Origin of the sequence: Hymenobacter sp. B81 (genome assembly GCF_044628455.1) — a bacterium.
Classification (GTDB): Bacteria; Bacteroidota; Bacteroidia; order Cytophagales; family Hymenobacteraceae; genus Solirubrum.
Window position 1 is genome coordinate 947,011 of record NZ_JBIYZW010000001.1, and the last position, 14,278, is coordinate 961,288.

General features: G+C 63.6%; 12 protein-coding genes and 2 pseudogenes. 3 read left to right on the forward strand and 11 right to left on the reverse strand.

The features are described 5' to 3' along the window. The first annotated feature begins 80 nt into the window (after window positions 1-80). Window positions 81-500 carry a hypothetical protein gene (locus ACE191_RS04230; protein WP_400190938.1) on the forward strand — a complete coding sequence of 140 codons (420 nt, stop codon included), beginning with the start codon at window positions 81-83 and terminating at the stop codon, window positions 498-500. Between the two features lie 126 nt (window positions 501-626). On the opposite strand, the gene ACE191_RS04235 is transcribed toward ACE191_RS04230, so the two are convergent. From ACE191_RS04235 to holA, 5 genes and pseudogenes are all read right to left on the reverse strand, one after another. After that, window positions 627-2,816 carry a penicillin acylase family protein gene (locus tag ACE191_RS04235; RefSeq protein WP_400190939.1) on the reverse strand — a complete coding sequence of 730 codons (2,190 nt, stop codon included), beginning with the start codon at window positions 2,814-2,816 and terminating at the stop codon, window positions 627-629. A gap of 206 nt (window positions 2,817-3,022) precedes the next feature. Continuing rightward, window positions 3,023-3,652, reverse strand: a complete 630-nt coding sequence (locus tag ACE191_RS04240) for a hypothetical protein (protein ID WP_400190940.1) — start codon at window positions 3,650-3,652, stop codon at window positions 3,023-3,025. Between the two features lie 141 nt (window positions 3,653-3,793). Continuing rightward, complete coding sequence (locus tag ACE191_RS04245; protein ID WP_400190941.1) at window positions 3,794-4,153, reverse strand: ATP-grasp domain-containing protein; 360 nt, start codon at window positions 4,151-4,153, stop codon at window positions 3,794-3,796. A gap of 25 nt (window positions 4,154-4,178) precedes the next feature. Beyond that, window positions 4,179-4,460: pseudogene (locus tag ACE191_RS04250) on the reverse strand (hypothetical protein); the annotation flags it as partial. Window positions 4,461-4,553: 93 nt separating this feature from the next. Further along, window positions 4,554-5,612, reverse strand: a complete 1,059-nt coding sequence (gene holA / locus ACE191_RS04255; protein WP_400190942.1) for a DNA polymerase III subunit delta — start codon at window positions 5,610-5,612, stop codon at window positions 4,554-4,556. 181 nt (window positions 5,613-5,793) lie between these two features. Here holA and tyrS point away from each other — a divergent pair, with 181 nt between their 5' ends. Beyond that, the gene (gene tyrS / locus ACE191_RS04260; protein ID WP_400190943.1) at window positions 5,794-7,095 is read left to right on the forward strand and encodes a tyrosine--tRNA ligase; all 1,302 of its coding nucleotides are present in this window, start codon (window positions 5,794-5,796) and stop codon (window positions 7,093-7,095) included. Window positions 7,096-7,463: 368 nt separating this feature from the next. Here tyrS and ACE191_RS04265 read toward each other — a convergent pair. After that, window positions 7,464-7,637 (reverse strand): annotated as a pseudogene (locus ACE191_RS04265) (histone H1); the annotation flags it as partial. A gap of 251 nt (window positions 7,638-7,888) precedes the next feature. Then, window positions 7,889-9,127: an aminotransferase class I/II-fold pyridoxal phosphate-dependent enzyme gene (locus ACE191_RS04270; protein WP_400190944.1), complete on the reverse strand. Its 1,239-nt coding sequence runs from the start codon at window positions 9,125-9,127 to the stop codon at window positions 7,889-7,891. A 391-nt stretch (window positions 9,128-9,518) separates the two neighbouring features. Between ACE191_RS04270 and accC the strand changes: the two genes are divergently transcribed. Further along, window positions 9,519-11,039 (forward strand): acetyl-CoA carboxylase biotin carboxylase subunit, encoded by a 1,521-nt coding sequence (gene accC, locus ACE191_RS04275; RefSeq protein ID WP_400190945.1) that lies wholly within the window; start codon window positions 9,519-9,521, stop codon window positions 11,037-11,039. Window positions 11,040-11,267: 228 nt separating this feature from the next. On the opposite strand, the gene ACE191_RS04280 is transcribed toward accC, so the two are convergent. From ACE191_RS04280 to ACE191_RS04295, 4 genes are all read right to left on the reverse strand, one after another. After that, window positions 11,268-11,624, reverse strand: coding sequence for a hypothetical protein (locus ACE191_RS04280; RefSeq protein WP_400190946.1), 357 nt, complete (start codon window positions 11,622-11,624; stop codon window positions 11,268-11,270). Between the two features lie 35 nt (window positions 11,625-11,659). Beyond that, on the reverse strand, window positions 11,660-12,085 hold the full coding sequence (locus ACE191_RS04285) for a hypothetical protein (protein WP_400190947.1): 426 nt from the start codon (window positions 12,083-12,085) through the stop codon (window positions 11,660-11,662). Window positions 12,086-12,296: 211 nt separating this feature from the next. Beyond that, on the reverse strand, window positions 12,297-13,016 hold the full coding sequence (bshB1, locus tag ACE191_RS04290; RefSeq protein WP_400190948.1) for a bacillithiol biosynthesis deacetylase BshB1: 720 nt from the start codon (window positions 13,014-13,016) through the stop codon (window positions 12,297-12,299). Window positions 13,017-13,108: 92 nt separating this feature from the next. Further along, a complete protein-coding gene (locus ACE191_RS04295; RefSeq protein ID WP_400190949.1) occupies window positions 13,109-14,221 on the reverse strand; it encodes a peptidoglycan DD-metalloendopeptidase family protein in 1,113 nt (370 codons plus the stop codon). Window positions 14,222-14,278 lie beyond the last annotated feature (57 nt).

Below are 14,278 nucleotides of genomic sequence, written 5' to 3' on the forward strand. Positions count from 1 at the left end.
TTGGAATTATCATGGATGCTGCTATATATTCGACGCAGTAGTGTGCTGTTCTTTTCACGTTTATTCCCCCCTTTCCAACCATGAATCCCGATTACTCCGTCCTGACCAACTGGGCCGACTGCGACGCCGCCACCGCCCACGCTACTTTCGAACTGGAAACCCTGCAGCACCGCGACCAGGGCTACGACCTGGCCGACAAGCGGGCCGACCTCAGCCAGGAGGCCGGCCAGGCGGCCCTGGCGAAAAAAGACGCCGAAATTGCCGCCGCTCAGCACCACGCCGCCCAACCCGGCCTCTCAACTCAGCAGAAAGAAGATGCCGAAGACGTGGTCCTGCTGCTGCAGGCGCAGCGCAAGAAAATCGTGCGCGACAACCGCGACCAAACCGGCAGCGCCCGGTTCAAGCTCAGCGTCGATGCGGCACAGATTGCGGCCCAGGCAGCCCTGCTGCAGCAGGTGCTGGCCGGCATTGCCGCCCACCGCGCCACGCTGCCCGGCTAAGCCGACTCTTTGCTTTTTTCCGCAGCCACTACGACAAACGCCCTCCCGGCCGGGAGGGCGTTTGTCGTTTGTCGGCGCAGGGTAGGCCTAACCGGCGGTGCGTGCTGCCCCCCTTGCGGGGCGGGCCTACTCGCCCGGGTGGTAGCTGCGCTTGGCGTGGGCCAGCACGTCTTCCCGGTAGTACCATGCTTCTTTGTGGCCGTAGCCGGCGTAGAGGGGGGCCTGGTCGAAGTAGTGCGGGGAGGCCGGGTCGGCGCTTTGCCCGAAGTTGACTACCGAGCGGGCCTTCACCCGCGGGCCCAGCTCCACCACGGCCACGTAGGTGTTGCCCCCCACCCCGTACTGGCGTTTCTGCCCGCTTTCGGGGCGCGTGCTGAAGGCAAACAGGGAGCCCGCCGAGCCGACAAAGGCGCCCACGGGCAGGCTGGGCTTGTCGTCGGCGAATTTTTCCTGGTTGCCGCTGCTGTGAATGCGCTGCAGGCGGTTGAGGTCGCCCCAGGCCACCCAGGGCGTGCCGAGGCGCTGGGTGAGGTCGGCCACGCCGGCGCGCAGCAGGGCCACGGCCACGCTGTCGGACACGGGCAGCTGCGGGCCGTGCAGGTAGGGTACAATGGCCGGGGCGTAGTACGGCACGCTGGGCGCAAACCGCTTGTTCAGGAAACTGGTGTACTGCCGGCCCCAGGCGTGGGCCAGCGTGGTGGCCCGGCTGCGGGCGGAGGCGTGATAGTCCCAGGCCCGGAGCGTGTCGGCCACCGCAGCAAGCTCGGCGCGCAGGGCCGGCTGCCGGTCGGCTTCTTGCTGGTAGGCCGCCAGCACCCGCGGCAGCCAGGCGGCGTATAGGGGCAGGTGGCCGCTGTAGGCCACCCGCCACAGGCCCTCCGGGGTGAGCGGGCCGGCGGCCGAGAGCTGGCGCACGGCTTCCACGGCCCGAAACGAGTGGGGGTCGTAGGCCATGTAGGCCGGGTAGCGCGCCGGGTCGGGGCTGGCGGGGCCGGCGGCCTGGTAGGGCGTCGAATTGCAGTTTTGCAGCCAGCCGCTGGCCGGGTTCACCACGTGCACCAGCTCACGCAGCGGGTGGCGGCCGCGCCACTCCGTTTCGGGGTCGCGGCCGTCCACAGGGTTCATCCAGTCGAAGCGCGGGTTGCGCCGGGGCACGGCGTTGCCGTGCCAGTAGGCAATGTTGCCGCGGGCGTCGGCGTACATGGTGTTGGTGAGCAGCTGACGGTGGCGCAGCGCGGCCTTGAACCGCGCCAGCGTGGGAGCTTTGCTCATCTGCCAGGCCTGCCAGAGGTAGAGGCCAAAATCCTGGGTGGCGGGGCGGGTGGCCAGCCAGGCCGCGCCGCGGCGGGCCATCAGCGGGCCGTGGTGGGTGCGCCGGAAGCGAAAGGTTTTCTGCTGCATTCCCGTCGCCGTGCGGTAGCGCAGGGTATCGGTCCACAGCGTGGCCGGCCGGAAGCCCTGGCCGTAGCGGTACAGCGTGGAGTCGGTGGGGTGGTCGAAGGTTTCCAGGTACACGTCGTCGACATCGGCGGCGGTGTTGGTGTGGGCCCAGGCGGTGGTGGCCGTGAAGCCCGACCAGATAACGAACTGGCCCAGCATGGCAAACCCCGACGCGTCCAGCCCCTCCTCGCTGACCAGGTGCGCCTCGTAGCGCTGGTTGTCCCCGAAAAACCCGACGTGGGGGTTGATCAGCAGCAGGCTGTGGCCGGAGGCCGATTTGGCCGGGGCCAGGGCCATGGCGTTGGAGCCGCTCTCCTGCTGGTCTTCCCAGCCCTCGCCCCCGCTGCCGCTGCCCCCCAGCCCCACCCGCCGCCGCTCCGCGGCCGTGACGCCGTGGCTGGTGCCGTCGAAGCCGGGAAACAGCAGCAGGTGCCAGGGCTCGTAGCGGGTGAGCAGGCGGCGCGGCACCGTGGGGTGAGTGTGCAGGTAGTAGTTCATGCCCGCAGCCGCGGCGTCGCACAGCTGCCGCAGCCGGGCCGGGCCCCGCCGGTACGATTGCCGGGCCTGCTCGGCGGTCTGGCGCAGGGCCATGCCGGCGTCGTTGCCCAGCTCCTTTTCGCCGTACAGCTCGGCCAGGCGCCCCAGCTTCTTGACCATGCTTTCCTCTACCTGCCAGTAGTTGTCCTCGCACTGGGCGTAGAGCATGCCGAAGGCCACGTCGGCGTCGGTCTTGCCGTAGATGTGCGGCACGCCCCACTCGTCGCGGATGATGGTCACGGCCGCGGCCCGGGCTTGCCAGGCGGCGGTTTCGGCGGGGCGGGCGGGCTGCGCGGCCGCGGGCCCGGGCAGCAGCAAGAGCAGGTAAAGCAGCTTCATAGCGGATCGGTATTGTTCGGCGGCCGGCGCGGCAGATTACCTAGTCGCGGCCCCGCACACCCAATATTGCCAAAATCCGATACAGGTGCCAGCCCATTTCCCTGCCTACTTCCTACTTCGCTGCTGCTCGCTTACGTAGGCGCAAACCTGGCTCACTAAGCTGCAACTGAATAAGTCTGGGATACCTCAAACCCATTCCTACAGAGCTAAAGCCCGCTCTGCCTGAACTGGTCTACAATAGCCGCTGAAATATCCGCGCCTGGGTCAGGGATAGTCCACTTTGTAGGCAGCTGAAAGTCCGTGGCAGGATACAGTTGCGGCGACATGGGCGTATTCGCCCCGTCGTGCATCTGCTCGATCATCCGCACCACTTCCCGCAGGGCATCATCCGAACAGGCGTTGGAAACGACGACACCGCAGGCTCGGTCCGGTATAGCCAGGTGATACCCTTCCGGAAACAACTGGCTTAGTTCATGGGCCAGGAGCACCTTGCTGGAACTGATGGTATCATCATCGTTCACAAAAGCTACCCACGCAAGCTTTCCGTCGGCGTCGTGCTGATGATAACGCTGAAAGTATTTTGTCTGCCGGACGTTTTCGAGGGCCTGACGCTGCCACGGGTGGCCGGAGCTTTCCAATTCATCAAATTCCGCTCGGTCCAGATAAACCATCACCTCGCCGTAACTCACCCAGGTCAGGATAAACGCCTGATTGGGCAGCGCTACGTGCGGTAAGTCCCAGCTTCCGCTTTCAATGTATTCCCGCGGTACGATGAGGGGATGCAAGTGGGCTACGTCTATCATATCAATTAGGTAGAGGCCGAGGTAGAGACGCATAGTTGCGTCTCGTCGTTGAATGACGGCGCGTTGCACAGCCCCCGTTACACGACACGGTTCGAACGGCGCGGCCGACGAGACGCAACTATGCGTCTCTACATCACCCGGACGCTAAATGAAGGGCGACAGACGAGAATAGCCTCAAAAGTTGCAGTAGTCCTCCGTGCCCGTCAGCTGGGCCCAGCGGGCCGACAGCAGCTTGGCATACAGCACCGGCGCCAGGCCGTAGGCGCCGATGGAATAGCCTTCGTTGGCTTCTACTACCACGGTAGCCCCCGCATCGGTAAGGCCAAAATCCAGCGCGTACCCGGTAGGCGCCTCGGCATACGCAGCCACGGCCTGCTCTATGGTTTGCCGGTTAGGGGCTTTGCTCCAGTCGCCGCGGTACAGGCGCAGGTCCAGTATCTGGCCGTAGCGCACGAAGCAGCGCCACTCGGCCACGAAGAGCACCGGCGAGGCGCACCACACGGCCGTATCCCGTCCCTGCTCGCCGCAGCCCACCAGGTCGCGGGGGCCGCACTAGCACGCCGGTAAACTTCTTGAGCTCGTGCACAGGCTTGATGAACACCGGCCACAGCTGGGGCGAAGCCGCCACGACGTCGACGCTCGACTGCCAGATGCGGCGGCCCAGGAAAGGCCCCAGCGCAGCAGGATAACTTTGTTCGGCGGGCACGGCTACTCCCAGCCGACTTAGGGCAGCCTGCACCGAACCAACCGGCCCCACCACCACGCCGGTGGGCTCCTGCCCGGGCAGCTCCACCGCTGCCAGCTGCGCGCTTTGCTGAAACGGCACGATTTCCCAGCCCATCTGCCGGAACCCGTCGAGGGCTACGAAGCTGTTGGGGCTCGACCAGTAGCCCTGCGAATCCTGATGAATGAAAGCGCGCACGTCGGTCAAGGTTTAGTTGTTCAGCACCGCCGCCACGGGCACCTGCGGGTGCAGAATCATGAACACCAGCTCCTGCAGAATCTCGCCGTCGGCCATCGAGCCGCTGTCCACGCCTTTGCTCTGCAGATCGGCGCGGCGCAGGAGGCGGATGACGTCGCGGGTGCGCTGGTAGTTGAACACGCGCTGGGCCTGCTGGTACTCCTTCTGAGCGTAGGGATTGGCCACGCCCAGCCGTTTCCAGTCGGCGGCCGTGGGGTTGGGCAGGGTGTGCAGCTGCAGCAGGCGCAGAAAGAAGTTGAACAGCAGCGTCAGGTTCGGAATGAGCGGGTTGTCCTTGGGGTTGGCTGCAAAGTGCTGCACGATGCGGTTGGCCTTGAGCACGTCGCGGGTGATGAGGGCCTTCTGCAGCTCGAAGATGTTGTAGTCCTTGCTGATGCCCACCAGCCGCTGCACCGTGGCCGCGTCGATGGGCTCCCCCGGCTTCAGGTTCAGCTCGATCTTTTGAATCTCGCCCAGCAACCGGCCCAGGTCAGCGCCGATGTACTCGCTCAGCAGCTGCACCGCGTCGTCGTGGATGGGGCGCTGGCGCTGCTTCATGGTAGCCTGTAGCCACTGGGGCACCTGGTAGTCGCGCAGCTTGTCGGAGGTCAGCAGCACGGCGTGCTCGGCCACGAGCTTGCCCAGCTTCTTGCGCCCGTCGAGGGTTTTGTGCTTGTAGGCCAGCACCAGCACGGTGCTGGGCAGCGGGTTTTTCAGGTAGGCCTCCAGCTGGGTGGCCCCGCTGTCGGTGTCGAGGCCGGGCAGGTTCTGGGTCTCCTTCACGATGACCACGGTGCGCTCGGCCATCATGGGGAAGCGCCGGGCCTGGCCCAGCACCGAGGGAATGTCGGTGTCCTTGCCGTAGAGCACCACTTGGTTGAAGCCTTTGTCGGCCTCGCTAAGCACGTTTTGCTCGATGAAGTCCGACACCAGGTCGATGTAGTAGGGCTCCTCCCCTTGCAGGAAGTATACCGGGGCCAGCTGCCGTTTCTGCAGCTGCTGCATGATCTGGTCGGCCGTGAGCGTGGGCATGGGTCAGTTATCAGTTGCGAGTTGCAAGTTGCCAGTTGACTGTTCTTGTCCGGACTGCCTGGGGTTTGGCGGGTGGCGGAGGCTGCGCAAAGGTACCGCCCCGCCCTTACCTTTACGCCCCGGTTTGTCGGTTTTGCATCATCCGCATACTGACAACCCGCAACTGACAACTCGCAACTGAATGGACCTGATTGAAGAACTGCGCTGGCGCGGCATGTTTCACGACATGATGCCCGGCACCGACGAGCACCTGCGCCAGAACGCCCCCATCACCGGCTACATCGGCTTCGACCCCACGGCCGAGTCGCTGCACATCGGCAACCTGGCCACCATCATGCTGCTGGTGCACCTGCAGCGCGCCGGCCACCGCCCCGTGGCCCTGGTGGGCGGCGCCACCGGCATGATTGGTGACCCCAGCGGCAAGTCGGCCGAGCGCAACCTGCTCGACGAGGAAACCCTGCGCCGCAACCAGGCCGGCATCCGGGCCCAGCTGGAGAAGTTCCTTGCCTTCGACGACTCGCCCACCGGCGCGCTGGTGGTCAACAACTACGACTGGTTCAAGGAAATCGGCTTTCTGCAGTTTCTGCGCGAGGTGGGCAAGCACCTGACGGTAAACTACATGATGGCCAAGGACTCGGTGAAGCGCCGCCTCAACCCCGAGGAAAGCGGCGCCGAGGGCCTGAGCTACACCGAATTCACGTACCAGCTGCTGCAGGGCTACGACTTCCAGCACCTCTACAAAACCCTGGGCGTGACGCTGCAGATGGGCGCCAGTGACCAGTGGGGCAACATCACCACCGGCACCGAGCTGATCCGGCGCATGTCGGGCGGCGAGGACAAGGCCTATGCCCTCACCGGCCAGCTCATCACCAAGGCCGACGGCACCAAGTACGGCAAAAGCGAAACCGGCACCGTGTGGCTTGACGCCGCGATGACCTCGCCCTACCAGTTTTTCCAGTTCTTCCTCAACGCCGCCGACGCCGACGTGCCGCGCCTGATCCGGGTGTTCACCCTGCTCAGCCAGCAGGAAATCGAAGCCCTGGAAGCCGAGCACGCCCAGGCCCCGCACCAGCGCATCCTGCAGAAGGCCCTGGCCCAGGACGTGACCACCCGCGTGCACGGCGCGGCGGCCTACGAAGCCGCCCTGGCCGCCTCGCAGGTGCTGTTCGGCGGCGGCGAGCTGGCCTCGCTCGACGAGGCCACCCTGCTCGACGTGTTTGCCGGCGTGCCCCAGCTCGCGGTACCGCGCACCCAGCTCGCGTCCCTCACCGTGCTCGACCTGGTGAGCGAGGCTTCGGGCTTCCAGATCTTCCCGTCCAAGGGCAAGGCCCGCGAGCAGCTGCTGGCCGGGGGCGTGAGCCTCAACCGCCAGCGCGCCGATGCGCCCGCCCAGCCTGCCACCGAGGTACCGCTGCTGCTGAACCGCTACGTAGTGGCCCAGAAAGGCAAGAAGAACTACTACCTGCTCAAAATCACGGATTAGGGCGGATTCAGCAGATTGCCTGGGTTTGGTAGCCGATCCGCTTTGCTTCTCCTGTCTTTCCGGCGTCTAAGGCCCTTCCGGGAGCGTAGCGCCAAAGTCTGCGTAACGCCCAAGAAAAAGGCCCTGCCAGAACTGGCAGGGCCTTTTTCTTGCTTCACTAACGGACCACGTAACTACCGTTGCCGAAGGCTAAGCAGTCGGGACGCCGGGACTGAATCGTCTCCGAAATCCGGGCAATCCGTTGAATCCGAAATAATCCGTGATTATTTCTTTTTGGCCGGAGCAGCTTTCTTGGCAGCGCCAGCAGCCGGAGCAGCTTTCTTGGCAGCGGCGGGCTTGGCCGCGGTGGCCGCACCAGCGCCAGCGGCGCTGTTCTTGGTGTTCTGAACTTCCGAACGAATGGCCTGAGCCATGTTCTTCAACTCTTGCATGCCTTTGCGCACACGCGTGCCGGCAGCCGAGTTGTTCTTGTCGTAGAATTTCTCGAAGTCGCCTTCCAGGGACATTACGAGGTCACGCAGGGAGCCAAAGTTATTAGCCATGAGAAAAGGAAAGGGGTTGGTGGTGTGGAACAAGAATTTGACCGGGTCTAATATACGGGCATTTCAAATACAAGCTAATTTTTTACTTTTTTTTTAAAGCGCCAATGCAGCGCGTACGGGGCTATTTCACCCTTCAAAAACCGCGTTTTCGATTTTTCGCCCTCGGCGGTTTCTCTTGCCTGAGTGCAAAAATAAACCACCCGCGGCCCCAGGGCCGCGGGTGGTTTCGGTTCGTTAGCAAACCAGCGGATTTAGGCCGTGGCGGGCTGTTTGGAGTACAGGCCCTTGTCGAGCTTGGCGGCTACGGCCTCGAAGGCGGCAATGGTCTGCTCCACGTCGGCCAGGGAGTGGGCCGCGGTCGGAATCAGGCGCAGCATAATCACGTCCTTGGGCACCACGGGGTAGACTACGATGGAGCAGAAAATGCCGTAATTCTCACGCAAATCGAAGGTTAGCTGCGTGGCGTCGGGAATCTGGCCGTTGAGCAGCACCGGCGTAACCGGCGACTCGGTGGTGCCGATGTTGAAGCCTTTCTCGCGCAGGCCCGTTTGCAGGGCGCGCACCACTGTCCACAGGTTTTCTTTCAATTCGGGCTGGGTGCGCAGCAGCTCCAAACGGCGAATGGCGCCCACCGTGAGGGGCATGGGCAGCGATTTGGCGAAAATCTGGCTGCGCATGTTGTAGCGCAAATATTCAATTACCGACTCGGGCCCGCCCACGAAGGCGCCGATGCTGGCCATGGACTTGGCGAACGTCGAAAAATAAATGTCGATGCCGTCCTGCACGCCCAGGAATTCGCCCGTGCCGGCGCCGGTTTCGCCCATCGTGCCGAAGCCGTGCGCGTCGTCGACGAAGAGGCGGAACTCGAACTTCTCTTTCAGGGCCACCACTTCGCGCAGCTTGCCCAGGTTACCCGACATGCCGAACACACCCTCGGTGATGACCAGAATGCCGCCGCCCGTCTCGTCGGTCAGGCGCTTGGCGCGCTCGAGCTGCTTCTCAAGGCCGGCCATGTCGTTGTGCGGGTACACGAAGCGCTTGCCCTGGTGCAGGCGCACGCCGTCGATGATGCAGGCGTGCGACTCGGCATCGTACACAATCACGTCGTGGCGCGAGACCAGCGCGTCGATAATGGACACGACACCCTGGTAGCCGAAGTTGAGCAGCAGCACGTCGGGCTTCTGAATGAACTCGGCCAGGTCGGCTTCCAGCTTTTCGTGGTAGGTGGAGTTACCGCTCATGATGCGGGCTCCCATGGGCATGGCCATGCCGAACTGGGCGGCGGCTTCGGCGTCGGCCTTGCGTACCTCGGGGTGGTTGGCCAGCCCCAGGTAGTTGTTGAGGCTCCAGGTCAGGACTTCCTTGCCGCGGAACTGCATGCGGGGTTGAATTTCGCCTTCCAGCTTGGGGAAGGTAAAGTAGCCGTGAGCGTAGTGCGAGTGGCTGCCGAGCGGGCCGCGGTTGGCCGCAATTCTCTCAAAAATATCCACGCGGGAATGCTTAGGGGTGGGGCAAAAAAACGCCGGTGCCGCCCCAGATCGGGCGCGGGCCGAACGCGGCGCAAGTTACGAAATGCCGCTCAGCCGGGCGCAGTTATATTCCCCGGTGCTCGGCATGCCGCATAGTGGTGATGAGGTAACAGGTGACAGGTGATGAGGTGACAGGTAATAAGGAAAGAAACCTCCCTTCCCGCGGGCGACACCTATTGGAGTAGCTGAGTAACCGCTGCCGGGCAGGCTCACTTCCGCTTAGTATGACTGCAACACCGCCCCGCGCGTCTCCCCGCGCCGATTCCCCATCACCTGTTACCTCATCACCTGTTACCCATTACCTATTACCTTCGGCCTTCCAATCTTGCTCCTTCCCCCTGCCCTGCCTGGCATGAAGAAAATTACCAAGCTGCTCGTCGCCAACCGCGGCGAAATTGCCCTGCGCGTGCTGCGCTCGGCCCGTGAAATGGGCCTCAAGACCGTGGCCATCTACTCCGAGGCCGACCGCAACGCCCTGCACGTGCGCTACGCCGACGAGGCCGTGTGCGTGGGCGGCCCCCAGTCCAGCCAAAGCTATCTGCGCGGCGAGCGAATCATCGAAGTATGTAAAGAGCTAGGCGTCGACGCCATTCACCCCGGCTACGGCTTCCTCTCCGAAAACGCGGAGTTTGCCCGTATGGTCAAGGCAGCCGGCATCACCTTCGTGGGTCCCTCGCCCGAAGCCATGAACATCATGGGCGACAAGCTTTCGGCTAAGCAGGCCGTGAAAGCCTACAACATTCCACTGGTGCCCGGCACCGACGAGGCCATCAGCGACGTGGAGGAAGCCAAGCGCATTGCCCGCGCCGTGGGCTTTCCCATTCTCATCAAGGCCTCGGCCGGCGGCGGCGGCAAGGGCATGCGCCTGGTGCACCACGAAGACGAGTTTGAGGAACAGATGAAGATGGCCGTATCGGAAGCCACCTCGGCTTTTGGCGACGGCGCGGTGTTCATCGAGAAGTTCGTGACAGGGCCGCGCCACATCGAAATCCAGGTGCTGGGCGACGAGCACGGCAACATCGTGCATTTGTTCGAGCGCGAATGCTCCATTCAGCGCCGCCACCAGAAAGTGATTGAGGAAGCGCCCTCGTCGGTGCTCACGCCTGAGCTGCGCGCCGAAATGGGCCGCTGCGCCGTGGACGTGGCCCGCGCCTGCAACTACACCGGCGCCGGCACCGTGGAGTTTCTGCTCGACGACCAGCGCAACTTCTACTTCCTGGAGATGAACACCCGCCTGCAGGTGGAGCACCCCGTCACGGAGTGCATCACCGGGCTGGACCTGGTGAAGGAGCAGATCAAAGTAGCCCAGGGCGAGCCGCTGAGCTTCCGCCAGGACGACCTGAGCATCACCGGCCATGCCATCGAGGTGCGCGTGTACGCCGAAGATCCGCAAAACAACTTCCTGCCCGACATCGGCCAGCTCACCACCTACGTGCGCCCCCAGGGCCCGGGCGTGCGCGTCGACGACGGCTTCGAGCAGGGCATGGACATCCCGATTTACTACGACCCGATGATTGCCAAGCTGGTGGCCTTCGGGAAAGACCGCACCGAGGCCATCGAGCGGATGCTGCGCGCCATTGCCGAATACCAGATTACCGGCATCGAAACCACCCTGCCCTTCGGTACCTACGTCCTCACCCACCCGGCCTTCGTGTCGGGCGACTTCGATACCAACTTCGTGAAGGACCACTTCCAGCCCAGCGTGCTGGCCAACAACGCCCCGAACGCGGAGCTGGAGCAGCTGGCCGCCGTACTGGCCGCCAAGCTGCTCACCGAGCAGAAAAGCTCCGGTGCCGCGGGCAATGGCGCCGCGGCCAGCGGCCCGGCGGTGCAAACCTCGAACTGGCAGAAGAACCGGCTGCATGGGCGCTAAGACTGCTCTGTATTGCTAACCGAACGAGCCCGGCCAAGTTGGTCGGGCTCGTTCGGTTACAGTGGGTTCCGGAACGGTGTAGAGACGCATAGTTGCGTCTCCTCGTCCGCGCCGCATAAGCGTCAATCGTTCAACGAGGAGACGCAAGTATGCGTCTCTCCCTACTCGGCACGCCGTTCAGCAACCCGCTACAGGATGCAGATCGACATCTTAACCATACCAGCTGGCTTAGCTGATGATGACAAACTGGATTAGGAAGGAGAAGATGATGGCAGCTACGACCAGCGTGCCCCTGACCCGTTTCTGCACCGGAGTTTCGGCATTCCGCCATCTATCCGACAAGGCCGAATACCGGGAATGGTAGCGCACGTAGTTCAGGGCCAGCACAACGAAGGAGAGAAACAGTGCCAGGTTGGTAAACTTTCGGAAAGGCGTTTCACTGATAAAGTCGCTATCCGTTACGCCAATAATTACCCTTAACAGGAAATTCAGGCAGAAGCTCTGAACCAGCGACACCGTGACAATGGCGCGTGATGCGCTGCTGCCATCCTTGCGGAAGAAGAACCGGGCCAGGCGGTAAAACATGTAATCGAACGGCGGTAGCAGCATGGGTAGCACACTCAATGGGTTCGTCGAAGAAGGAAACTGACCGGGAAGTACTTGCTTCTGCGGATCAGCGGGAAACACTTTTTAAGCACCCTTACCGAGCCGCTATCCAACGCGTACGCCGCGCCGTTCAGGGAAAATTTAGTCTTGCCGATGCACAGCGTATCCGCTTCCGTCACCAGCAATGCCCGCACATCCAGATCAGCCGCGTTGGTAGTTGCCCTGCTTAGCCGGCCCTCGCTCACCTCGGTCTTGATTGACGCAATAGCTTCGTTGACGCGGTAGCTGCGGCGGTGAAAAGTATCGCGGTAGTCTATTGTTAGAAACACCCACAGCCGAATCGGATACCGGGAGTGCACGGCGTAGGGAATTGCGAAAATGCGCCCCTTCTTGCCGAGGCCCTGCGCCGACAAAGGCAGGCAAGCACCGTGCAGCAGCAAGCAGGCAAAGACTGACTTTAGGATTCTCCCGGTCATGATACGTCACTGGCAATGCTACCCCAACAATAGCTGAATTCCCCATGAACGCCAGCGCCCGAGTGGAGCATCCGCACTCGTTACACCACAAGGCCCGGCTGATTGCAGTCGGGCCTTGTGATTTGCAGGGTTGAGTTAATTCGCTTTCCAGCCGGGTAGCCCGCAGGCTTGTCCCCTACAGCAGCGTCGTCACGTCCTGCACCCCAATGGGCCGCTCCACGGTGAAGCCTTCGCCGAACTCGGCGCCGATGATGTGGCCCATCTCGCGGGCGCGGGCTTCGAGGAACTGCCAGAATACGGCTCCTGAAATGTAGGTCTGCTCCTCGCCTTCGGCCACCACGTTGAACTGCGACTTAAAGGCGGCAATGGAGGCGCGCTTGGTTTCCCAGTGGGCCGAGATGTCGACCACGAAGTCGGGCTTGATCTGCCGGTCCTGGATGTAGTGGTACACGTGCTTGGGGCGCCAGGCGGCCTGGGGCTGCCCGTCGTCACCCAACGTTTCAATCATCTTCAGGCCGGCCAGGAAGCAGGCGTCGGACTGCAGCTGGGCACCGCGGCCGTGGTCGGGGTGCCGGTCGTGGATGGCGTTGCAGAATACCACCTCGGGCTGGTAGCGGCGGATGGCGGCAATGATGGGCAGCTGATGCTCGCGCACGTTCTGGAAGAAGCCGTCGGGCAAACCCAGGTTTTCGCGCGCGTGCAGTCCCAGAATCTGCGAGGCGGCCGCGGCCTCCTGGGCACGGGTAGCGGGCGTGCCGCGAGTGCCCAGCTCGCCGCGGGTGAGGTCCACAATGCCGATTTTCTTGCCCAGGGCGGCCGCGGCCAGCATGGCCCCCACGCACGACATTTCCGCGTCGTCGGGGTGCGCGGCCAGCGCGAGGATGTCTAGCTTCATAGTTGGTTGTGAGTTGGGAGTTGCCAGTTGTCAGTTGCCAGGCCCGGCCGTCAGAACGACCTGACAACTGGCAACTCCCAACTGGCAACTGATTACTTAATCCGCAGGGTGCGGCCGGGGCGCAGCACGGTGCTGCCGCTGATGCCGTTGAGGCGGCGGATTTGGGCCTGCGAGACGCCGTACTTGTCGGCAATTTCCGAGAGCGTGTCGCCCGAGCGGATGCGGTGCGACACCACGCGGCGGGCAGCCGAGGGCTTGTGCTGGGCGGCGCGGGCGCGGGCGGCGGCTTTCAGGCGGGCGGCCTGCCCGGCGTAGTTGAAGAGCGCGGCCGTAATCTGCAGGTTCTCGCCGCGCAGCTGGTGGTCGGGAAAGTCGTACACCTGCTCGGGGTCGATGGGGTTGCCCTCGTAGCGCACCTCGTAGTGCAGGTGCGAGCCGGTGCTGCGGCCGGTGCTGCCGCCCTTGCCGATGAGCTGCCCGGCCTTTACGAAGGTGCCGGGCTTCACCAGCTGCTTGCTCAAATGGCCGTAGAGGGTTTCCAGGCCGTTGTAGTGGCGCACCACCAGATAGTAGCCATAGCCGCCGCCGTCCCAGTTGGCCACGCGCACCACCCCGTCGAAGGCGGCCTTCACCGAGTCGCCGGTGTTCAGGTCGATGTCGACGCCGTAGTGCCAGCGGTAGCCGCGAAAGCCGAAGTCCGAGGTCAGCGGGGTTTCCGTCATGGGCATGCGGGCGAAGCGTTGGCGGGGCGGGTCGGTCAGGCGCAGGTTGAGCGTGTCGCGCAGCCGGCGGCCGTCCATGCGGTAGGGGTTTACCGAGCGCGTGTCCCAAATGGCATAGTAGCCGGCCACCTTGATCCACGACGAGTCGATGAGCACCTCCTCTGACATCTCCACGATGCTCTGCTCGCCTTCGTTGAGGGTAGTGGTGTCTTCGCTCACGATGCTCAGCGGGCGGGCGGGCTTAAACACCGACTTGGCGGCTTCGGAGTTTTCGTCGGGCAGCTCTTCGGTTTCGATGAGCACCGTGGTATCGGGCCGCACGTAGCGAATCTTGGGCGCCTTGATGCGAAAAAAGTCTTTGGGCGTACCAGCTTTGGCCTTGGGCGAGGCCGGGCGGCGGCGCTGGGCCTGGCTCGTTTCGGGAGCCAGCCAGAGCAGCAGCGCGAGCAGCGTCAGGAGCCAGAATTTAAACGAATAAGTCAAGGGAAACGGGTGGGTGGAACCGAAGGGTCCCGGGTGCGGCGCGTGGCGGCGTCGCAC